This window comes from Bradyrhizobium sp. P5_C12 (genome assembly GCF_054049735.1).
On the sequence record NZ_JBFULU010000001.1, the window covers coordinates 165,771 to 185,674 of the forward strand.

The 19,904-nt window shown below is 64.3% G+C and carries 18 protein-coding genes and 1 tRNA gene; 9 read left to right on the forward strand and 10 right to left on the reverse strand.

Features of this window, described 5'->3' with window-relative positions:
* Positions 1-141: 141 nt before the first annotated feature.
* Together ACXJMY_RS00795 and ACXJMY_RS00800 are read right to left on the reverse strand one after the other, a co-directional pair.
* Positions 142-2,898 carry a di-heme-cytochrome C peroxidase gene (locus ACXJMY_RS00795; RefSeq protein WP_456617408.1) on the reverse strand — a complete coding sequence of 919 codons (2,757 nt, stop codon included), beginning with the start codon at positions 2,896-2,898 and terminating at the stop codon, positions 142-144.
* A 186-nt stretch (positions 2,899-3,084) separates the two neighbouring features.
* Positions 3,085-4,881 (reverse strand): adenylate/guanylate cyclase domain-containing protein, encoded by a 1,797-nt coding sequence (locus ACXJMY_RS00800; protein WP_456617409.1) that lies wholly within the window; start codon positions 4,879-4,881, stop codon positions 3,085-3,087.
* A 226-nt stretch (positions 4,882-5,107) separates the two neighbouring features.
* Here ACXJMY_RS00800 and ACXJMY_RS00805 point away from each other — a divergent pair, with 226 nt between their 5' ends.
* Complete coding sequence (locus ACXJMY_RS00805; protein ID WP_456617410.1) at positions 5,108-5,740, forward strand: LysE family translocator; 633 nt, start codon at positions 5,108-5,110, stop codon at positions 5,738-5,740.
* Positions 5,741-5,860: 120 nt separating this feature from the next.
* Here ACXJMY_RS00805 and ACXJMY_RS00810 read toward each other — a convergent pair whose 3' ends face one another.
* Positions 5,861-6,616, reverse strand: a complete 756-nt coding sequence (locus tag ACXJMY_RS00810) for a sulfite exporter TauE/SafE family protein (RefSeq protein ID WP_456617411.1) — start codon at positions 6,614-6,616, stop codon at positions 5,861-5,863.
* Positions 6,617-6,712: 96 nt separating this feature from the next.
* On the opposite strand from ACXJMY_RS00810, the gene ACXJMY_RS00815 reads away from it, so the two are divergent.
* A complete protein-coding gene (locus ACXJMY_RS00815; RefSeq protein WP_456617412.1) occupies positions 6,713-7,603 on the forward strand; it encodes a LysR substrate-binding domain-containing protein in 891 nt (296 codons plus the stop codon).
* Positions 7,604-7,656: 53 nt separating this feature from the next.
* Here the strand turns inward: ACXJMY_RS00815 and ACXJMY_RS00820 are convergent, their stop codons facing one another.
* The 3 genes from ACXJMY_RS00820 to ACXJMY_RS00830 form a co-directional block, all read right to left on the reverse strand.
* The gene (locus tag ACXJMY_RS00820) at positions 7,657-8,622 is read right to left on the reverse strand and encodes a Bug family tripartite tricarboxylate transporter substrate binding protein (protein ID WP_456617413.1); all 966 of its coding nucleotides are present in this window, start codon (positions 8,620-8,622) and stop codon (positions 7,657-7,659) included.
* A gap of 77 nt (positions 8,623-8,699) precedes the next feature.
* Complete coding sequence (gene hisN, locus ACXJMY_RS00825; protein WP_456617414.1) at positions 8,700-9,482, reverse strand: histidinol-phosphatase; 783 nt, start codon at positions 9,480-9,482, stop codon at positions 8,700-8,702.
* Positions 9,483-10,026: 544 nt separating this feature from the next.
* Positions 10,027-10,917, reverse strand: coding sequence for an N-formylglutamate amidohydrolase (locus tag ACXJMY_RS00830; protein ID WP_456617415.1), 891 nt, complete (start codon positions 10,915-10,917; stop codon positions 10,027-10,029).
* A 341-nt stretch (positions 10,918-11,258) separates the two neighbouring features.
* Between ACXJMY_RS00830 and cpdR the strand changes: the two genes are divergently transcribed.
* Positions 11,259-11,618 carry a cell cycle two-component system response regulator CpdR gene (gene cpdR, locus ACXJMY_RS00835; RefSeq protein WP_007597092.1) on the forward strand — a complete coding sequence of 120 codons (360 nt, stop codon included), beginning with the start codon at positions 11,259-11,261 and terminating at the stop codon, positions 11,616-11,618.
* 72 nt (positions 11,619-11,690) lie between these two features.
* A tRNA-Val gene (locus ACXJMY_RS00840) sits at positions 11,691-11,765 on the forward strand.
* Positions 11,766-12,042: 277 nt separating this feature from the next.
* Here ACXJMY_RS00840 and ACXJMY_RS00845 read toward each other — a convergent pair.
* Positions 12,043-12,567: a DUF4440 domain-containing protein gene (locus ACXJMY_RS00845; protein WP_456617416.1), complete on the reverse strand. Its 525-nt coding sequence runs from the start codon at positions 12,565-12,567 to the stop codon at positions 12,043-12,045.
* Between the two features lie 211 nt (positions 12,568-12,778).
* On the opposite strand from ACXJMY_RS00845, the gene ACXJMY_RS00850 reads away from it, so the two are divergent.
* Both ACXJMY_RS00850 and ACXJMY_RS00855 read left to right on the forward strand, forming a co-directional pair.
* Complete coding sequence (locus ACXJMY_RS00850; protein WP_456617417.1) at positions 12,779-13,264, forward strand: L-2-amino-thiazoline-4-carboxylic acid hydrolase; 486 nt, start codon at positions 12,779-12,781, stop codon at positions 13,262-13,264.
* Between the two features lie 11 nt (positions 13,265-13,275).
* Complete coding sequence (locus ACXJMY_RS00855) at positions 13,276-13,521, forward strand: hypothetical protein (protein ID WP_456617564.1); 246 nt, start codon at positions 13,276-13,278, stop codon at positions 13,519-13,521.
* Positions 13,522-13,703: 182 nt separating this feature from the next.
* On the opposite strand, the gene ACXJMY_RS00860 is transcribed toward ACXJMY_RS00855, so the two are convergent.
* Positions 13,704-14,177, reverse strand: coding sequence for an NUDIX hydrolase (locus ACXJMY_RS00860; RefSeq protein ID WP_456617418.1), 474 nt, complete (start codon positions 14,175-14,177; stop codon positions 13,704-13,706).
* A 118-nt stretch (positions 14,178-14,295) separates the two neighbouring features.
* On the opposite strand from ACXJMY_RS00860, the gene ACXJMY_RS00865 reads away from it, so the two are divergent.
* Positions 14,296-14,718 carry a RidA family protein gene (locus tag ACXJMY_RS00865; RefSeq protein WP_456617419.1) on the forward strand — a complete coding sequence of 141 codons (423 nt, stop codon included), beginning with the start codon at positions 14,296-14,298 and terminating at the stop codon, positions 14,716-14,718.
* 37 nt (positions 14,719-14,755) lie between these two features.
* Here the strand turns inward: ACXJMY_RS00865 and ACXJMY_RS00870 are convergent, their stop codons facing one another.
* Positions 14,756-15,847 (reverse strand): enolase C-terminal domain-like protein, encoded by a 1,092-nt coding sequence (locus tag ACXJMY_RS00870; protein WP_456617420.1) that lies wholly within the window; start codon positions 15,845-15,847, stop codon positions 14,756-14,758.
* Between the two features lie 189 nt (positions 15,848-16,036).
* Here ACXJMY_RS00870 and ACXJMY_RS00875 point away from each other — a divergent pair, with 189 nt between their 5' ends.
* Positions 16,037-17,599 carry an adenylate/guanylate cyclase domain-containing protein gene (locus tag ACXJMY_RS00875; RefSeq protein ID WP_456617421.1) on the forward strand — a complete coding sequence of 521 codons (1,563 nt, stop codon included), beginning with the start codon at positions 16,037-16,039 and terminating at the stop codon, positions 17,597-17,599.
* Between the two features lie 134 nt (positions 17,600-17,733).
* On the opposite strand, the gene ACXJMY_RS00880 is transcribed toward ACXJMY_RS00875, so the two are convergent.
* The gene (locus tag ACXJMY_RS00880) at positions 17,734-18,957 is read right to left on the reverse strand and encodes an ABC transporter substrate-binding protein (RefSeq protein WP_456617422.1); all 1,224 of its coding nucleotides are present in this window, start codon (positions 18,955-18,957) and stop codon (positions 17,734-17,736) included.
* 440 nt (positions 18,958-19,397) lie between these two features.
* Here ACXJMY_RS00880 and ACXJMY_RS00885 point away from each other — a divergent pair, with 440 nt between their 5' ends.
* Entirely contained in the window at positions 19,398-19,604 is a 207-nt protein-coding gene (locus ACXJMY_RS00885; RefSeq protein ID WP_456617423.1) for a response regulator, read from the forward strand.
* The last annotated feature ends 300 nt before the right edge of the window (positions 19,605-19,904 follow it).

The window sequence follows — 19,904 nt, forward strand, 5'->3', positions numbered from 1 at the left end:
GTTCTTACGGGGAGAGGGTTGGGGTGAGGGGCTGCATCCGCAAAAGCGGTGAGAGCTGGACTCGCGGAGAGTCCCCCTCACCCGGATTGCATCTTCGATGCAATCCGACCTCTCCCCGCAAGCGGGGAGAGGTGAAGAGGCTCACAGCGTCTTCAGATACTCGATCAGATCGTAGCGTTCCGCATCGTCCTTGAACACGCGGCCGATCACGCCCGGACGTTTCGGTTCGCCGTCCTTGCGCTCGAAGGAATGGCCGAGCACGCTGTTGCCCTGGATCGGCTTGCCGTCGGATCCCGTCATCGAGAACTGCGTTTCGCCGGTCTGGCAGCGCTCGTCCGCAGCAACCGCGAAGCCGACAGTCACGGGATCATAGTCGCGGTGGCCCATGCAGAATTTCGTCGGGCGCTCGTTCTGCGGCTTGAGCAGCCAGTACAGCGAAGGCACCGAACCGTTGTGCAGATAGGGAGCGGTGGCCCAGATGCCGTTCAGCGGCCGCGCGCGATAGCGCGGCCCGGGTGCCGGGTTGAGACAGTTCTTGCGCGCGAGGTTCCACAATTTCGCCCGCTCCGCTTCCGGGGTCTTGTCGTCGTCCATCCACTTGCGGGCCACGAGATCGACGACCGTCATGAGGCCGAGCGCATACACCATCTCGGTCGGCGAGCTCGCGGTCGGGACGTCGCATTGCCACCAGGTCTGGAGGTCGGCCGTATTCACCTTCAGGAAGCCGGGTACATCGACAACCCTGTTGCTGAGCACGAGCGACTGTTCGGGATCGGTCTTGATCTCCTCCGTGGGAATCGTCACCGCGTTCAAGACCTTGCTGTCGCCGCTTGGCTCCCAATGCCGCGAGGACCAGAAAGCCGGGGTGTCGACGGCCGGCAGGTGACACCCGGAGCACATCTCGGCGTAGATCGCACGGCCGCGTTCGATGCGATCGGTTTTCAGCTTCCACGCGTCGTCGAGGATCTGCGACGGCCATTTCGGCGCCAGCAGGCCGCCGAATTTCGGCTCGGCGGCCTTGAACGGATCGGGCCCCCTCAGCATGTCCTCGATCCAGCCGAGTGTGTTGATATGGACCGAGGACCGCCACAGCCTGTCCTCGGGATAGGCGTCGGACAGATTGAGCAGTGCGGTCACGCCGAGCGCTTCGCCGGCGTTGCGGATCAGCGGCTGCTCGATCGAGGCGTCGTATTGAGCGAACTTGAACCACGGCACGGTCCAGATCGCGGGATAGCTGACCGGCGCGTCCTGGGCATGCAGGTTCTTCTCGAAGCCGCTGAGCCCGCTCAACGCGAGATCCTGCGAAAAGACCTGGTTGCCGATGCGATTGAGGGCGTCGAGGCGGCCGAACCCTTCCTCGGTGTCCTTCTGCACCTTCTTGTCCCAGGTCTCCTTGTGCTCGATCGTCTCGTTGTACTTGTTCTGCCAGTCGATCAGAAACTTGCCGATCGCGCCGAGCTGCTGCTTGAGCGCGTCGTGGTCCGCCTTGCTGGCCTCGGGGCCGAGCACGCGATCGGCGAAGCGCTGGAAGCGGAACGGGACGTACAGCGTGTAGGCGATCGACAGGCCGGTCGAGAGCTCGAGCTTCTTCAGGTCGGTCATCGCGGGCCCGCCGTCGAAGCGCACGTCCACGCCCTTGTAGTGGATCTGGCCGGTATGGCAGGCCGCGCAGGTCAGCCCGATCTTGTCCTCTTCGCGACGGCCGGTCGCGGGATCGGCGACGCCGGTCATCCGCGCGAAGCCGACCGGCAGGCCGTCGACGTTCTCCGCCGGGGTCCATCTGGTCGACCAGTCCGACGCCTGCGTCGTCTCATAGACATTGGCGTAACCGAAGCGGCGGAGCGTCGTCACGTCGGTCTGGATCGACTGCGGGCTCGAGATGAAGCCGAAGCGCTCGAGATAGGCGCTGTCCTTCATCATGCCGGGCCGTGAGAACAGATGGAGGCGCGGCTGCTCCAGCGCCAGGAACCAATTGTAGGGCACCGGGAAGGTCGCGGTGCCCTGGCTGGCGTGATGAAACCAGTGCCGGTCCTTCAGCGACCAGTTCTGCTCGAGCCAATAGGCGGCCGTCGTCTCCGGGACCCTCGGCAAGGGCGGCGGCAGCAGCTGCGCCAGGATTCCCTTCTGCGGCAGCATGGCGCGGACCTGGTTGGGGAATTCGGCGACCGCGACGAGCGCGACAAGACCGAGGCCGATGAGGAGCGCTGCGAACGCGAATGCCCAGCGGAACCTGAGCTGGCAGGCCGACAGCAGCGGCTGTGACACGAGCCGGTGGTTGATGCGATCGGGGAATTGGCGTTCGTTGAACAGCGTGCGCACATCGGCGATGCTGAGGTAGCGGTCTTCACCTTTGCCCTTGCCCATGATCTTCAGGAGGACCGGCCATTCGAATTTCATCAGCAGCGGGTAGTACCAGCGCGCGGCGCTGCCGGCGCGCTTGAGGTTGTCACTCATGAAGGTCTTGATTTCCGACGCGTTGAGACCTTGCTCGGCGTTGCCGCCGTCCGGATCGGTGTAGGTACGGCCGAAGCTCGCAAGCCGCGCGATCTCGTCTTCGTTGACCTTGCCGTCGACGCCGAGAATGCGCGAGCCGGCGCCGCGCTTGTCCAGCGGGCCGCCGCGCAACGCGTCGAGCTGCGCGCCCGACCAGATGCTCTTCAGGATGTGACGGATGCCGTTGGCGATGAGCGCCACCCCGCGGACCTGGATGCGGGCCCAGACCTTCGTCGGTCCGGTTTCGCCACTCGCATTCGCGATGGTCTGCGACAGCGTGACGAGCGGGACGGTCCCGCCGTCGACGAAGCCTTCGCCGACCAGGCCGCGCAGGAACGGGCAGGGATTGTCGGGCGAGACCTGGATCGAGGGATCGAAGGGGGGCTTCGAGGCGGGGTGATGCATGGCCCAAATTCCTGAAAACAGCGAATCGTGAAAAGCAGGCGCGCCGATAGAGCGCGGAAAGTCCTAACAAACCGCCAGCGCGGCCGCCGCCGACTATACTACTTCAGCGTGTGACAAAGTGTGGCCGAATTCACTGTGCTGTCAACAAGAGCGGACGTGAGGTCGTCGCGCGGTCGCGGCTTGCCCTCAAGATTCGGCGGCGCGTTTGACGTCGCTCTGGACCAGGGTCAATTTGCCGAGCGGGACGCCCGCTTTGAGCAGGCCCTCGCGGTAATGGGCGATGTCCTCGGGCCGTTTCCAGTGAAAATTACGCAAGTGCCGGTCGACATTCAGGGTCGGGTAGTTGCCCATGAGCACGCAGGTCGCCTCGCTCGCTTCGCCGGCCCGCCCCAATTGCGCCAGCGCCGCGGCGCGGATCGCCAGCGCCTGCATGTGGTTGGGATTGATGTAGAGCTGCTCGCGGGCCCATGACAGGGTCGCGTCATACTGCCCCAGGAGATAATGGCTGAAGGCGTTCAGCGCCGCCCATTGGTAGCGCGGGTCGCTGTTGTCGCGCTGCGCCGCCATCGAAAACAGCTCGATCGCCTCGCGGTGCTCGCCGATGACGAAATGGCAGATGCCGAGCACGCCGCGCGCGCCCATGTCGTAGGGATTGAGGGCGACCGCGCGCTTGGCGGCGTCCATCGCCGCCTCGTCATGCCCCTCCATGGCGTGGGCCCAGGACAGGATCGAGAACGCGAAGGAGGAGCGCGGGTCGAGCCGGACGCTGGTCTCGGCGAGGTTCATCGCCTCGGCCCACATCTGGCGCGTGCCCTTGACCCAGCCGAACTGGATGCTCTGGATCTGGATCGTGGCGAGATAGGCATGCGCGATCGACAGTTTGGGCTCGAGCCTGATGGCCTCCCGGAACAATTCGACGGCGGCGGTCAAATCTTCCTTGGTCTGCCGGTAGTAGTGGGACAGCCCCTTGAGGAAGCGGTCCCAGGCCGTCACGTCGGTCGAGAGCCGCGCCGGCGCCGAGGCCTCGGCCCGGACGATCTCGGTGGCGATGGCGGCGGACAGGTTCGTGGTGATCTCGTCCTGCATCGCGAAGAGGTCGCCGATGTCGCGGTCGTAGCGGCCGGTCCAGAGCTGCTCGCCGGTCTCCGGCGCGATCAGCTCGGCGGTGACGCGGATCTTGGCTCCGGCGCGCCGCACCGAGCCCTGGATCAAATAGGTCGCATCGATCTCCCGCGCGATCAGGCGGGTGCTGCCGTTGTTGCCCTTGAACGCGAAGGTCGAGTTGCGGCTCAGCACGCGATAGAAGGATTGCAGCGACAGCGCGTGGATCAGGTCCTCGGTGAGGCCGTCGGAGAAATATTCATCCTGGGCGTCGCTGAGATTGGCGAAGGGCAGCACGCCGACGATCGCGGTCCGGGACTGCGGCGAGAGGGGGGACGTCTCCTTCAGCGCGGGCGCCAGCGCCGGTGCGCCCTCGTGCGTCCAGGTCCAGACGCCGATCGGATCCTTGATGTTCTTGAAGCGATGGTTGCCGGCATCGACCAGCGGCACGGTGAGATGCTTGCTCGCCTCCTTGTAGGCCTTGGCCGAGATGGCGAAGCCGCCGGGGCTCGCCACGGATTCGAGCCGGACGGCAATGTTGACATCGTCACCGAAGACCTCGTCCTCATCGGCGATGACGTCACCCATATGGATGCCGAGGCGGAACTGCATGGCGCGATCGGCCGGCAGATGGTGATTGCGCTCCGCCATCAGCGTCTGCATCGCAATTGCGGCCTCGGCGGCGCCGACGATGCTCGGGAACTCCAGCAGGAAACCGTCGCCGGTGTTCTTCACGACGCGGCCGCCATGATTGAGGATGATGGGATGGATCGCGTTGCGGTGGGCCTTGAAGGCGGCATGGGTGCCGGCCTCGTCGCTGCCCATCATGCGCGAATAGCCGGCGACATCGGCGCAGACGATGGCAGCCAGACGTCTTTCCATATCCTCGGAGCTCCAAGCGAGGGCGGACCGGCCACGGTGTGGCAGTCGCCCCGAATCCCGCATTTCAAGAACCCTGCCTTTATAGAGCAGATGAGGCCGAGTGAAAGTATGATCCGCATTGCAAATTCGCGGTAAATCCTACGCAATCGCGGCGGTGGACGGTGGCGGCCGAACCGATTAAGCCGAATTCCTTGAGGCCGCCCGGTCGGGGCGGCGGGGGACCGGCATGCTGGGCATTCACGAGATCTGGCTGTTCGTCCTCTCGGGCGTGCTGCTCAACATCACACCCGGACCTGATACGGTCTATGTCATCGGCCGCAGCATGCAGATGGGGTGGCGGGGCGGCGCCGCTGCGGCCCTCGGCATCAGTTGTGGCTGCTTTTTCCACGTCGCGGGCGCGGCGATTGGCCTTTCGGCCCTGCTGATGGCCTCGTCCACGGCATTCTCGATCCTGAAGCTGGTCGGCGCCGCCTATCTCGTCGTGACCGGACTTCAGATGCTGTGGTCGCGGCCGGCGCTGGCGGCAGCCATCGACGAGCCCGAGCGGAGCTCGCTGCGGCGCGTGTTTCTCCAGGGCGTCTTCACCAACGCGCTCAATCCCAAGGTCGCGCTGTTCTTCCTGGCCTTCCTGCCACAATTCGTCGCAGCCGACTCGCCCCACAAGCCGCTCGCCTTCCTGACGCTGGGCCTGATCTTCATCTGCACGGGAACGCTGTGGTGCCTGGTGCTGGCGGCGTTCGCGGCCAAGGCCGCCCACCGCTTGCGGACCTCCGAGGGCGCGATCGCCTGGGTCAACCGGGCGCTGGGCGGCCTCTTCATCTATCTCGGCATCCGCGTCGCCATGCTGGAGACGCGGTAGGTGAGGGCTGCGTAGGGTGGGTTAGCCTCGCGGCTGCGCGAAGCGCAGTCGCAAGGCGTAACCCACCATGCTTCTGCGACTGTGGAGCGACGTGGTGGGTTACGCTGCGGCTAACCCACCCTACGAAGCGAATTCCTTCAGCAGTGCGCTGCCCGCCAGATACAGGCCTAGCAAAATCATCGCGATCAGGAACCAGCGGCGGAACGCTTCCGCCGGCATCCGCGCCCGCACCGACTGGCCGATGAACATGCCGGCAAAGGCACAGGCCAGGCCCACGGCGCCCGGTACGGCATTGGCCGGCGTCAGCAATCCGCCGGCGGTGAGGTTGAAGGCGAGCGCCAGTGTCGCTGTCGTGAAGAACACGCCGAGCGCCTGCACCAGCTCGTCCTTCTCCATGCCGATCGCCTGCATGAACGGCATCGAGGGAATCACCTGCACGCCGGTGGAGGCCGAGATCACGCCGGTGACGACGCCGACCACCCCGCCGACCCATTTCTCGTTCTTCGGCGCGACGCTGAACTGGAACTTGTTCAGCCCGACCACCGCGTAGACGACGAGCAGGGCGCCGAGCACGATCGTGCCGTAGCGTGCATGGGGACCGGTCAGCGCACCGGCATTGAGCCAGCATCCGATCACGGTTCCGATCATCAGCGGCCACAGCCGCCTCAGGATGTCGCGCAAATAGGGGCCGCCAAAAGTCTGCCAGATGTTGGTGACGATGGCCGGCACGATGACGATGGCAATCGCCCGGCCCGGGGCCATGCTGACCGCGAGCAGGCCCATCGAGACGGTCGGCAGGCCGAGCCCGACCACGCCCTTGACGAATCCGGCGATCAGGAAGACGGCGGCGATGACAATGAGGAGCGGGTCGATCATGCGGCGCACATTGACCGAAGCCGCGGCCCGGCACAATCTGGAGGTTACGGAGACAGCCTTCGTCAACAGCGAAGGCTAAGCCGGAGGAGGCCTGCCATGCGTTTCGACCTCGTCGACCTCCAGCTCTTCATCGCGGTCGCCGACCAGCGCAGCATCACCCGCGGCGCCGAGCGGTCGCACCTGGCGCTGGCCTCCGCCAGCGCGCGCATCAAGGGGCTCGAGGACGCGCTCGGTGTCGCGCTGCTCAAGCGCGGACGGCGCGGTGTCGAGTTGACCGCGGCGGGCGAGAGCCTGCTCGATCATGCGAGGGTCGTGATCCACCAGATCGACGCCATGCGCGGCGATCTCGCGGGCTTTGCCAGCGGCGTGCGGGCGAGCGTGCATTTCCTCGCCAACACCTCGGGCCTGTCGGAGCATCTGCCGAAGGCGCTCGCCGGCTTCCTGCGCGAGCATCGCGACGTCGCCATCGACATCGAGGAGCGCGAGAGCACCGACATTGCGGCGGCGATCACCGCGGGCGCCGCCGATCTCGGATTTGCCGCCGAGCACGCGCTGCCCGACCATATCGAGCGCTTTCCCTTCAGCGAGGATCGTCTGACGCTGGTGACGTCGCGCCGCGGCCCGTTCGCCGGCCGCCGCCAGATCGATTTCAAGGAGGCGGGAGCTTGCGAGTTCGTCGGGCTGACCAGCGCCACCGCGCTCCAGGTACATATCTCCAAGCACGCTGCGCGGCTCGGCATGCGGCCGCATTTCCGCGCACGCTTGCGCGACTTCGATGCGATCTGCCAGATGGTCGCCGCCGATGTCGGCGTCGCCCTCGTGCCCGAAGCGGCCGCCCGCCGCTGCGCAAAACTGATGCCGCTCGCCATGGTCCGCCTGCGCGACGCCTTCGCCAACCGCAAGCTCGTGATCTGCGCGCGCAGCTTCAAGACGCTGCCGCGGCCGGCCAAGATGCTGGTGGAGCATCTGCGCGCGGCGGCGGTGTGAGGGGGGCGCCACAAACTCGTCATGGCCGGGACAAGCCCGGCCATGACGGAGGCCTACTTCGCCGTCTCGACGCCGGCGTCCTTGATCACCTTCGCCCACTTCTTGGTCTCGTCCGCGATGAATGAGCGAAAATGCTCCGGCTCGTCGCCGATCAGCGTGGCGCCTTGGGCGGCGAGCTTCTCCTTCACCGCCGGATCCGCCATGGCTTTGGTCGCCAGGCCATGCAGCGCGGTGACGATTTCCTTCGGCGTGCCCTTGGGCGCCACCATGCCGTACCAGTTCTCGATACGCAGATCAGGAAAGCCCGCTTCCGCCGTGGTCGGCACATCCGGCACGGTCGGTGCGCGTTCGGGCGAGCCGACCGCGATGGCATGCAAGGAGCCCGCCTTGACCTGCGGCAGCAGCACCGGAAGGTCGAGGAAGGTCATCTGCACCTGCTGGCCCAGCAGGTCGTTCACCGCGGGCGCCGCGCCGCGATAGGGCACGTGCACGATGTCGATCTTCGCCGTCAGCTTGAACAATTCGCCGGCCAGATGCGGCAGGCTGCCGGGGCCGGAGGAGGCGAAGTTGAGCTTTCCGGGCTGCGCTTTGGCGAGCGCAATCAGCTCGCCGATGTCCTTGACGGGCACGTTGGTTGCCACCACCAGCATTTCCGGCACGGTGGCAACCAGCGTCACCGGTGTCAGGTCCGAGAGCGTGTCGTAGGCGACCCGTTCCATGCTCGGGCTGATCGCGAGCGCGCCGGCCGAGGAGATCGCGATGGTGTAGCCATCGGGCGGAGCCTTTGCGACCGCGTCGGTGCCGAGCACGCCGCCCTGTCCGCCGCGATTGTCGATCAGCACCGGCTGGCCGGAGAGTTCCGACATGCGCTGGCCGATGACGCGGGCGATGATGTCGTTGGGGCCGCCGGCCGGGAACGGCACGATCAGCTTGATCGGCTTGGCCGGGAAATTCTGGGCGGAGGCGAGGGTGGGAAACAGCAGCAGGCTAGCGAATACGAGCTTGTGCCAGTTTTTCATTCCAAGTCCCCTGAAGCATGATCCGGAAAAGTGTGCAGCGGTTTTCCGAACGGATCATGCGCAAACGATGTGTCGCTTTAACCGTTGAGTAGTTTCAGTGCTTCTTCGTGAACGCGCGGATCGCCGGCGGCGATGATGCGGCCGCCGCCCTGGGCCGGCTTGCCTTCCCAGGTGGTGACGACGCCGCCGGCGCCGGTCACGATCGGGATCAGGGCCGCGATGTCGTAGGGCTTCAGCTCGGTCTCGACCACGAGATCGACATGGCCTGCCGCCAGCATGCAGTAGGAGTAGCAGTCGCCGCCATAGCGCGACAGCCGCGCGCCGGTCTCGATGCGGCCGAAGATGGCGCGGTCGCGCTCGTTCATCAGCAGCGGGCTGGTGGTGTAGCTCGTCGCTTCCGACAGCGAAGCGCAGCGGCGGACCTGGAGCCGGCGCTCGCCGGAAGGGCCCTTATAGGTGGCCGAGCCGTTGTCGCCGGAGAAGCGCTCGCCGATGAAGGGCTGGTGCATCATGCCATACACTGGCGCGCCCTTGTGCAGCAGCGCGATCAGCGTGCCCCAGATCGGAAAGCCGCCGATGAAGGATTTCGTGCCGTCGATGGGGTCGAGCACCCAGACATAGTCCGAATCCTCGCGCTCGTTGCCGAATTCCTCGCCGACGATGCCGTGCTGGGGGAAGTTGGCCTTGATCAGCCGCCGCATCACCGCCTCCGCGGCGCGGTCGGCTTCCGTCACCGGGTCGAAATCCTTGGTCTTGCTCTTGTCGTCGATCGAAAGCGAGGTGCGGAAGAACGGCAGGATGGTTTCGCCGGAGGCGGTGGCGAGCTGTCCGATGAAGGCTGAGAAGTCGATCACCGTCACGGCGAATCCTCGAAACGAAAGTCGGGTGAAGCTCGCATCTGCCTATCTCAATTCGCCTGTGACGTGCAGCGCTGTCTTGATTTGCACCCTGGTATTTTGGATGCCGGAGCCATTGCCTCCTTCGAGCCATATGCTGGCCAAATATCGATCATTGAGTTGAATACTTAGTTCCGAGTATGCCTCGTTCGTATGCAAATGACTATCAACCCATTGAATTTCCTTATCAAAGAAACTGAATCTGGGTTTCTCTGGAAGCAACTGAGCCATGTCCGTATTGCATGGGAAACGGCTCAAAAGCCCTTGCACTTTGTGCGCCGCGGCCGCATATTGTTGCGGTGCGGTAGCGCTCTGCGTTACCGCTGCCCTCCTTGGGCGTTTCCTCCCTAGACTTGGGCCGCTTCTTCATCAGAAGCGGCCCTTTTTTCTTTGGGCCATCTGTTTCACTTCAGCTGCGCGAAAACGCGAAGCGAAGATTCGGCGCCCGATACGCTCGCAGCTCGGTCTGGTCTTTGATGCGCGACGTCGGCGCGGCGAAGGCTTGCGCCTATTCCGCCGCGGCCTGGAACGGGCCGAGATCGCCGAACGGAATCGTCGTTGCCAGCACGTCGGCGAGCACCGCGAAGTCGGAGGCGACCTGCGCAAAGCGCGGGCTGCGCTCGCGCCGCCGCTCGTCCATGTAGATGGCACGGTTCAGCTCGAGCTGGACGGCATGCAGGCCGCTGGCCGGATTGCCGTAGTGCTCGGTGATGAAGCCGCCGGCATAGGGCTTGTTGCGGCCGATCGAATAGCCGAGCCCGCCCAGGGTCTCCTCGACCCGATCGGGGAGCAGCGGCGTGCAGCTCGTGCCGTAGCGGTCGCCGATCACGATGTCGGGCCGGCGCGGCTCGTCTCTGCTGACGCCGACCGAGGGCATCGAGTGGCAGTCGACCAGCACCACGGTGCCGAACATCTGGTGCACCTTGTTGATCAGCCGGCGCAGCGCGCGGTGGTAGGGCTTGTAGAGCGTCTCGATCCGCGCCAGCGCATCGTCGACCAGAATGCGGTCGCGATAGATCTCCTGGCCGTCGCCGACCACGCGCGGGATGGTGCCGAGCCCGCCCGCGACCCGCATCGAGCGGGTATTGGCAAAGCTCGGCAGGCGTCCGGAGAACATCCGGGGATCGAGCTCATAGGGCTCGCGATTGACGTCGACATAGGAGCGCGGGAAGTTGACCCGCACGGTCGGAAAGCCGCGCTGGCTCAAATGGCCGATCAGCTCGTCCATGAAGGAATCTTCCGACCGGCGGAGCGTCGGCAGGTCGATTCGCGAGGCGCTGAGGAATTCGTCCGGATAGGTCGAGCCGGAATGGGGCGAGTTGAAGATGATCGGCGCGCGCCATTCGGCGGGCTCCACGATTTCGAACGCTGGCGACGTGTCGCCGTCAAACCGGGTCATCTTCTCAGGCTTCGTCCCTTCGTGCCGCAAGATCCGGCGCCACAAGATCCGGCAAGGTCCGGATCGAATCGATTCGGCCGGTCGAGCGGCTCTTATGTGTCGTCATTGTCCGGAATCGCAACCATTCTGCCAAGCGAAAAGATGTGATCGGTACTGGAACGTGTCTTAACCCTGCGGCCACGGAGGCGGGGGGCCACTGGCGCGGCTCGATTGATTCGCGCCGCATTCCGGTTCACAAGGGGCCTGCCGCGCACGCTCAGGGTAAAGATTTTCACCCGAAATTTACCCTCTGTCGGGCTTAGTGACCTCTGCTGATGCCTTGGGGATTCAACGTTCCTGCCATGCCAAAAATCCTGCTCGCCGAAGACGACAACGACATGCGCCGTTTCCTGGTCAAGGCGCTGGAAAACGCCGGTTTTCAGGTCTCGTCCCACGACAATGGCATGGCCGCCTATCAGCGGTTGCGGGAGGAGCCGTTCGAGATGCTGCTCACCGACATCGTGATGCCGGAGATGGACGGCATCGAGCTCGCCCGCCGGGCCTCGGAACTCGATCCCGACATCAAGATCATGTTCATTACCGGTTTCGCCGCGGTGGCCCTGAACTCGGATTCGGACGCCCCCAAGAACGCCAAGGTGCTGTCGAAACCCGTCCACCTGCGCGAATTGGTGAGTGAAGTGAACAAGATGCTGGCGGCCTAAATCGGCCAGCCTCTGTCCTTGCGCCGGGTCCCCTGAGCCGTTATAGGGACCCCATCGATGAAATGACCTCTAGGGCACGTAGCTCAGCGGGAGAGCACTACCTTGACATGGTAGGGGTCACAGGTTCGATCCCTGTCGTGCCCACCATCCTCCGCTCGCGATAGCCGAGAGGAGGATGCCACGCTAGAGCCCAACGGGCGCAGGCGGGCCTGCATCCGCAAATCTCGGCCCTGCAAGCCACGATCTCACTTTCAATAGCGTGCGCGTAGCCCGGATGGAGCGAAGCGCAATCCGGGGGCTATCCCCTCGGACGCTGTCCCGGATTGCGCGGAGCCTGTCATCGGGCGGCGCTTTGCGCCGACCCGTTGGCTCCATCCGGGCTACGGTGCTGCAGCGAGCCGCACCCTGCCGACGCTGGTCGCGGCTATTTCAATTCCGTGTTCGCCACCGGCAGGATGGAAGCGACGGACCAGCCGTTCGCATCGTGCACGTAGGTCTGGCTGATCAGAAACGTATTCTGTTGCGGTGGCTTGCCGGGAAGACCACGCGTGAAGACGATCGGCACGAGGACCTGCATGACCTCGTTCGAGATCACGGCGACGTGGAATTTCGACATGTCGGGCTCGAGGTGCCAGGTGCCCTCGTAATACGCCTTGAAGCGGTCCGCGACCGCATCTCGGCCTCTCGTCTCGATGCCTCGCGCAAACAGCAGCGCGCCGGGCGAATTCCAGAGCATGGCCTTCACATCGTCCGCATTGTGCGCATTCTGCGCGGCAATGAATTTTTCGAAGACGGTCCGCGCCTCGGCATCATTCGCGGCAGCCAGCGCGGGCCCGCCTGACCAGACGGTCGCCGCGAGAAACAGCGCTGCAGCAATTGCCGCAAGATGACGGCGCCGCGCAAATGGGCGTGACCTGACGTAGACTGGAGACATCTCGGACGGGGGCATGTTCACCTCTCTTTTGGATGACGATAATCATACCATTGATCGCCGCGCCGGCATTTCAGGATCGCACGATCAGCGATCACCGCTGCATCACAGATGCGTTGGTTCAGACCATGTCGGATGCCGCGGGACGTAACAGCAAACCCTCGTCGCCAGCGTCAAGTTGAGTTATCGTGTCGCGGGCTACGATTTCATCCCAGACGCGAGCCTGCCCATGAGCGTTTCCGTCATCGAACAGGCAAAAATCCAGGCGCAGGTGCTGGTGCCGCTGGTCAAGGCGCTCCAGGCCGAGCTCGGCGAGGCGCGCGCCAATGCGCTGGTGCGCAAGGCGCTCGGCGATCTCTATCGCGGCTTCGGCGCGGAATTCTGGAACGCCAAGAACAAGGCCGAGAACGAGGCAGATCTCGGCAAGGCCGTCGCGTCCGCCTTCAAGACCTATGCCCGCGACGACGCGCTCGCCTATGACATCCTCGAGCAGACCCAGGATGCCTTCGCCTTCGACGTCACGCGCTGCGCCTATGCCGAATTCTACAAGGCGCTGGGCGAACCGGAGCTCGGCTTTCTGCTGGTCTGCACCGCCGACTTCGCGACCGCGGATGGATTTGGCGCCGACATCAGGCTCACGCGCACGCAAACCATCATGCAAGGCGCGTCTCATTGCGATTTCCGCTACCGGCGCGACGCGGGCGGATCAAAGTGAAGGGAATGCAGATGATGCGGGCGAGCTGTCTTGCCATGGCAGCGCTGGCGTTAATGGCGTCGCGCACCGATGCCGCGATCGTCGACTGGCAAGCCGAGCTGCAGCGCTGCCGCGCGCTGCGCGAAAGCGTTGCGCCGCTGCTTCAGGCCGGCGAGGGCATCTCGGCCGTCGGCCGCTCCAACAAATCCGTCCGCCGCTGCATCTGGATCCAGCGCATCGCGGTCCGCAAGAAGATCCCCGGCGCGGAGGTTTGGTAGCTCTCCGTCATTGCGGAGCGCCCCAATCTCACACCGTCACCCCCGCGCAATGGCGAAGCCATTGTCGCTGGAGGTGCTCGCCTCTTAGGCGAGCCTCGAAGGGCGACGGCCCCGCTGCGAGTTCGGCCGTGCATCCTTCGAGGCTCCCGGCGCGATGCTTTTCGCATCGCGCCACTCGCACCTCAGGATGACGGGACGGAGAGCTTGCTTCCGAGCAGCAACGCGTTCAGCCCGGTCGGATAGAGGCTCGGCCCACCATCCATATCGAGCTCGCCAAGGTCGAACCAGCGCGCGACAATCTGCTCGCCGTTATCCTCGCGGAAATCAATCCGGTCCTGGCCGGCGAACGCGCCCTCTGGAAACGCGACCTCGGCGATGAACATCACCTCGTGCCCGGTCGATCCTTCGTGCACAAAGATGTTCTCCATCACCAACGGCTCGCCTGTGATGGTGATGTCGATGCCGAGCTCCTCGTTGAACTCACGCACCAGCGCGGCGCGCCAGCTCTCGCCGAACTCGATCTCGCCGCCGAGCGGGCGCACGCCCTTGATCCGTCCCGCATCGTCGCGCACCTCGGCCGCGAGCAGCCGCCCGTCCCGCCAGTGCAGGCCGATCGCGACGACGCGGATATGGGTATGCGGGCGCCAGGTAGTCATGGAGCATCGTTATCGTGCGCGCCACCTCGGTGCAATGCGCAGCCTTGATCCGCGACTCCTCGCCTGCCATTGTTCGGCCGCCCACCACGGCAACGAGAAATGAAGGCAGGTGACCGAGATGAGCAGCGTGAACAAGCCGGGCGGAAACTACCTGCCGGTGATCATCCATGGCGGAATTGCGTATGTCAGCGGTCAGCTGCCGCGTCGTGGTGAAGACCTGCTGTACGCCGGCAAAGTCGGGGCGGGTGTCGATATCGAGGCCGCAAAAGAGGCGGCGGCCCTCTGCGCCGATCTCTGCATTGCGGCGATCAACCACGCAACAGGCGGCGAAGACAGGATCGTCCAGGTCCTCCAGCTGGTCGGATACATCGCCTCGGCGCCGGGATTCACCCAGCAGTCGCAAGTCATGAACGGTGCCTCGGACCGGCTGATCGAACGGCTCGGCGATCGCGGCCGTCACGCCCGGACATCCGCTGGCGTCGCCGAATTGCCGCGGGGCGCTCCGGTCGAGCTGAATATGATGGCTGCTGTTCGGCCGTAGGCCTGTCGATCGGTGATCGACGCGGCGACAGGCGGCCCTATGTCACGAGATATTTGGCGACCGCCGCCTCGTCCCACGCAATCCCGTTGCCGGGCTCCTCGCCCGGCAGCGCAAAACCGTCCTTGATCTTCAGCCGCGTCGAAAGCACTGCGTCGGCCCAGTCGACATATTCCAGCCAATGCGCGGTCGGGGTCACGCACAGCAGATGCGCGCTGACTTCCGAGAACAGGTGGGTGGACATTTCGATGCCGGCGGCGTGCGCCAGTGACGCGGCGCGGAGCCAGCCGGTGACGCCGCCGATGCGCTGCACGTCCGGCATCACGTAATCGCAGGCCTCCGCAGACAGCGCCGACTGCATCGCGAAGGCGCTGTCGAAGTTCTCGCCGATCTGGACCGGCGTGCGCAGCGCGTCCGCGATGCGGGCGCAACCGGCGTAGTCGTCGTGGCGGATCGGCTCCTCGATCCAGGTCAGCCCCTCGTCGTCGAGCATCTCGCCGCGGCGGATGGCCTCGGTCACCGTCAGTGCCTGATTGTAGTCGCACATCAGCGTCACCTGGTCGCCGACCGCTTTTCGCACCGCGCGCACCACGGCGAGATCCTCCCGCGCATCGGGCCGGCCGACGCGGATCTTGGCGGCGTGAAAACCCTCGGCCAGCAGCTTATGCGCCTCGTCGACCGCAGCGCCCGCCGGCATGATGCCGAGCCCCTTCGAATTGTAGGCCCTGACCGGCTTCGGCGCGCCGCCGAGCAGGCGCGCCAGTGGCAGGCCGCGTGTGCGCGCCAGCGCATCCCACGCCGCCATGTCGATGCCGGATTGCGCCAGCCGCTGCAGGCCGGCCAAACCCAACAGCGTGAAGCGCTGGGTCAGCTTGCGCTCTATCTCGAACGGCAGCAGCGCGTCGCCTGTGAGCAGCTCCGACATTTCCGCGACCATCGCCGTCAGCGGCTTCAAGGCCGAGGGCGTGATCGAGAACAGATAGGCGTGCCCCGTTGCGCCCTGGTCGGTCTCGCAATCGATCAGCACCAGCGGTGCCTTTGCGACGGCGCCGGTCGAGGTCTGGAGCGGCAGGTTCATCGGCACGATCACGGGCCGCGCATGGAAGCGTTTGATGCGGATGGATTCGGTCATGGGATCTCCCGGCGGAGCGGATGCAGCTCGTTGCCGATCTTAAGCATCTGTGATGAAACGAAAAGCCGCCTGAGGCGACCACCATAAAATGGGGTTGCGCCGGTCCGCGTTTATTGGCTCTGTGCCGCCGCATTCCTTGCCGCAAAACCCCCGATTTTGCGACAAAATCGCACATAACGGAGCCACAGAGTGAAACAAGAGATCTCCGAAGAACAGCACAAGAGCGGCATCCTGACCGGCGCCGTGATCGCCTTCCTCCTGCTCGCTTTGCCGCTCGCGGTGTGGCTGGACCTGACGGAGCTCAGCAAGACGGCGTTGCGCCGTCAGGCCGCCGATCTCAATTCGGTCATATCGAGCGTGCGCGGCTATTATGCGGCCAATGTGGTCGGCCGTGTCCTCGCCAACCCCAACGGCACCACCAGGGTCGTTCACAACTACGAATCCGTTCCCGGCGCGATCCCGATCCCGGCCACGCTGTCGCTGGAGCTCGGACGGGTGATCGGGGCGCAGCAGGAAAACATCACCTACCGTTTCGTCTCGGACTTCCCGTTCCAGAACCGCGCGCCGCACCAGCTCGACAAATTCGAGAAGGATGCGCTGGAGGCCCTGCGCGCCGACCCCGAGCGGAAGATCGTCGAAACCGAGACCTCGCTGTTTAACGACAAGGTCCGCCTGGTCGCCCCCGTCTTGATGGGACCGGCCTGCGTGAGCTGCCACAACAGCCATCCCGAGAGCCCGAAGAAGGACTGGAAGGTCGGCGACGTCAGAGGCATCCAGGAGGTGATCATCGCGCAGCCGATCGCCGCCAACATCTTCTCGTTCAAGTTCCTGCTGGCCTATTTCCTGATCGCCGCGGGCAGCGGCCTGTCCTTCCTCTCGCTCCAGCGCCGCCAGGCCGGGCGTATCAAGAACATGAACAAGGAGCTCGAATCCGCGAACGACTTCCTCGCCTCGCTCTCGATGAAGATCTCGCGCTACATCCCGCCGCAGGTCTACAGGAGCATCTTCTCCGGCCAGAAGGACGTCACCATCCACACCGAGCGCAAGAAGCTCACCATCTTCTTCTCCGACATCCAGAATTTCACCGCGACCGCCGAGCGGCTTCAACCCGAATTGTTGACCCAGCTCCTCAACGAATATTTCACCGAGATGTCGGCGATCGCCCACCAATATGGCGGCACCATCGACAAGTTCATCGGCGACGCCATGCTGATCTTCTTCGGCGACCCCGAGACCAAGGGCGACCGTGCCGACGCGCAGGCCTGCCTTCAGATGGCCTGGCGCATGCAGCATCGCCTCGTCGAGCTCAATGCGAAATGGCGCGCCTCCGGCATCGAGCTGCCGTTCAAGGCCCGCATGGGCATCAATTCCGGCTATTGCAATGTCGGCAATTTCGGCAGCAGCGATCGCATGGACTACACCATCATCGGTGCGGAAGCGAACCTCGCCGCGCGTCTGCAATCGATCGCCGAGCCCGGCGGCATCGTGCTGAGCTACGAGACCTTTGCGCTGGTCAGCGAGACGGTGCGCGCGCACGCGCTGCCCGCGATCACGATGAAGGGCATCAGCCGCGAGGTGATTCCCTATTCGGTCGACGCGCTGAACGATGCCGCGGCGGAGAAGAGCGGGGTGATCACCGAACGCGCGCCGGGGCTCGAGCTCTATCTCGACCCTGCGGTGGTGAAGTCCGGCGATGCGGCGCGGGTGCGCTCACTGCTGGAGAGCGCACTGGCGTCGCTGAAGCCGGCGTGAGGCGGGTGTAGAGGTCGTCATGCCCGGGCTTGTCCCGGGCATCCACGTTCTTTGTGCCGCAAGAAACACGTGGATGGCCGGGACAAGCCCGGCCATGACGCCGTGGAAGTTTCAGTGCGCCCAACGCTCACCTCTCACCGCGCCGCACCTTCCGTAAACGCCGTCTCGATCACCTCGCCAAAAGGCTGCCACGAGCGCCCGTCGAACTGCACCAGCCGCATCTGCCTGATCGGGAGATAGCTGTTCGGCGAGGTGTTCATCCTGATGTTGGGCAACGCGACGGAGGGCTCATAACCCCTGAGCGAGGCCGCCTGACGCATGATGTTCTCGCGCGATAGATCGTCGCCGCATTGCTTCAGCACCTGCGTCAGCGACTCGGCCGCGGCGTAGCCGTAGAGCGCAGCGCTGTTGTTCGTACTCTCGACGTGATGATACTTGTCCATGAAGGCGAACCAGTCCTTCATGGCAGGATCGTCTTTCCATGCCGGATCGCTCGGATCCTTCAGAAAGGCCGCCGAGATCACGCCGGCCGAATTCTCCAGGCCCGCGGGCGCCATCGCATTGGCGATCGAGGCGGAGGCGTCGCTCACGATGAAGACCGGGCGCCATTTGAGTGATGCCGCCAGCCTGATCACCTTGGACGCCGTCGACGGCACGCCGAGAAAGACGAAGATATCGGCGCCGGCGCGCTTGAGGATCGAGACGTGCCCTTCGAGATGCTCGTCGGCGATGTCGAAGGCGATGTCGACGAGGACGAGACGGTTGAGGTCGCCAAGGCCTTCCTGGATGCCCCTGTAGAGCATGCGGCCGAACTGATCGTTCTGCCAGAGCACCACGATCTTCTTTCGCGGATAATAGGCCTGGATGTAGTTGGCGTAGATGCGCCCCTCCGACCGGAACGACGGCTGCCAGCCCATGGTCCAGGGAAACGCCTTGGCCTGGCTCAGTTCCTCGTCGCCGGAGGCGACGAAAAGCTGCGGGATTTTCTTTTCGTTCAGATACCAGCGCGTGGCGAGATTGCCGGGCGTGCCGAACGACCCGAACATCAAATGCACGTCGTCCTTCTCGACCAGATTGCGGGTCAGCTCCAGCGCCGTCGTCGGGTCGGAATTGTCGTCGCGCGTGATGAAACGGACCTTGCGGCCATTGATGCCGCCGCGATCGTTGATCATGTCGAAATAGGCCGCCTCCGCCTGGCCGATCGCGCCGAATTCCGAAAGCGGTCCCGAATACGGCATCACATTGCCGATGCGGATTTCCTTGTCGCTTCCGGGCCGCTCCGCATCGCGTTGAGACATCGCCCCCAGCGACGCAATGGCGATCGTCCCAACGAACAGCACCTTGCCGATGACGCGCATGTTCGACACCTTGTTGATATTGGCCCCTCGTCGAGGTCGGCTCAATCTGCACCAAGGCCGCTTGATCTAGGTCAAGCGTTTGTCAATCGTGTGGCTTGATAGCTTGTTGCGAAGCCGCGCACCTGTCATCCGCGAAAGAAAATGGCAGGCGTGCTGACGCGCCGACGGGCCGCTAGGGTGAGAGAGTGTGTCGTGTGGCACCGTAGGCCGTCTTGGCGAACTCGGGTTTGCACTCGGCGGGTTTGGTTTGGCAATCGTCCGATGAAAAATGAATCGATCTGTGAAAGATCACGTTTGGGATGGCGGGCCTTAATTTGGATGGCGGTCAATATTGACCAGTGGCAGCAGAGCTTACGATTTCATGATCGTCCATCACCGCCCCCATTGGCATCCATCGGTGACGGAGAGTATTGCGCTCCCGCCGCATCCAGGCGAGCCTCATGACCATTCAGCGACCACCATGTCCTAAATGCCAGACAACAACGATGCTGGCGCGCATCACGCCCGGCCTCGCCGGTTTTGATATTCATACCTTCGAATGTCCCGCTTGCGATTTCGTCGATCAGATCGCGGTCGAGCTGGTCGACCCGATGAGATCGGCCATTACCCTGGCTTGGTTTCAGAGCGAATTGCGGGCGCCTACGTAGGACGCGCGCTACCGGGAACGGCCGAGCGCCGAAAGCCCAAACGTGGGCATTGGTCGAGAAGAACCGATAGCAGCGCTCGGCTTGGCAACGACAGTGACGTGCTCAGTATGGATCGGTATCGGGCGTTGAGTTTGGCGCTGCGCTTCGACAAACAAGTCGTAGGACAGTCTCCGAAAGACGCACGACCAATTCTTGCAGGCCCTTGTTCTCATTTTCGAGAGAGTGGAGAGCGAGCCTCATTCGGATCTCGTCTTCGAGACTCTGGGGCCAAAGGGTTGGCTGCCTTCGCTCCGTGGTCAT

Bases quoted from the DNA above. Each gene is read 5' to 3' on its own strand.
- ACXJMY_RS00850 (WP_456617417.1), top strand. From the start codon at position 12,779: ATGAGCGTTTCCGTCATCGAACAGGCAAAAATCCAGGCGCAGGTGCTG.
- ACXJMY_RS00800 (WP_456617409.1), bottom strand. From the start codon at position 4,881: ATGGAAAGACGTCTGGCTGCCATCGTCTGCGCCGATGTCGCCGGCTAT.
- ACXJMY_RS00830 (WP_456617415.1), bottom strand. From the start codon at position 10,917: ATGACCCGGTTTGACGGCGACACGTCGCCAGCGTTCGAAATCGTGGAG.
- ACXJMY_RS00815 (WP_456617412.1), top strand. From the start codon at position 6,713: ATGCGTTTCGACCTCGTCGACCTCCAGCTCTTCATCGCGGTCGCCGAC.
- ACXJMY_RS00845 (WP_456617416.1), bottom strand. From the start codon at position 12,567: ATGCCCCCGTCCGAGATGTCTCCAGTCTACGTCAGGTCACGCCCATTT.
- ACXJMY_RS00855 (WP_456617564.1), top strand. From the start codon at position 13,276: ATGATGCGGGCGAGCTGTCTTGCCATGGCAGCGCTGGCGTTAATGGCG.
- ACXJMY_RS00860 (WP_456617418.1), bottom strand. From the start codon at position 14,177: ATGACTACCTGGCGCCCGCATACCCATATCCGCGTCGTCGCGATCGGC.
- cpdR (WP_007597092.1), top strand. From the start codon at position 11,259: ATGCCAAAAATCCTGCTCGCCGAAGACGACAACGACATGCGCCGTTTC.
- ACXJMY_RS00870 (WP_456617420.1), bottom strand. From the start codon at position 15,847: ATGACCGAATCCATCCGCATCAAACGCTTCCATGCGCGGCCCGTGATC.
- ACXJMY_RS00795 (WP_456617408.1), bottom strand. From the start codon at position 2,898: ATGCATCACCCCGCCTCGAAGCCCCCCTTCGATCCCTCGATCCAGGTC.
- ACXJMY_RS00865 (WP_456617419.1), top strand. From the start codon at position 14,296: ATGAGCAGCGTGAACAAGCCGGGCGGAAACTACCTGCCGGTGATCATC.
- ACXJMY_RS00880 (WP_456617422.1), bottom strand. From the start codon at position 18,957: ATGCGCGTCATCGGCAAGGTGCTGTTCGTTGGGACGATCGCCATTGCG.
- ACXJMY_RS00885 (WP_456617423.1), top strand. From the start codon at position 19,398: ATGACCATTCAGCGACCACCATGTCCTAAATGCCAGACAACAACGATG.
- ACXJMY_RS00805 (WP_456617410.1), top strand. From the start codon at position 5,108: ATGCTGGGCATTCACGAGATCTGGCTGTTCGTCCTCTCGGGCGTGCTG.
- ACXJMY_RS00810 (WP_456617411.1), bottom strand. From the start codon at position 6,616: ATGATCGACCCGCTCCTCATTGTCATCGCCGCCGTCTTCCTGATCGCC.
- ACXJMY_RS00820 (WP_456617413.1), bottom strand. From the start codon at position 8,622: ATGAAAAACTGGCACAAGCTCGTATTCGCTAGCCTGCTGCTGTTTCCC.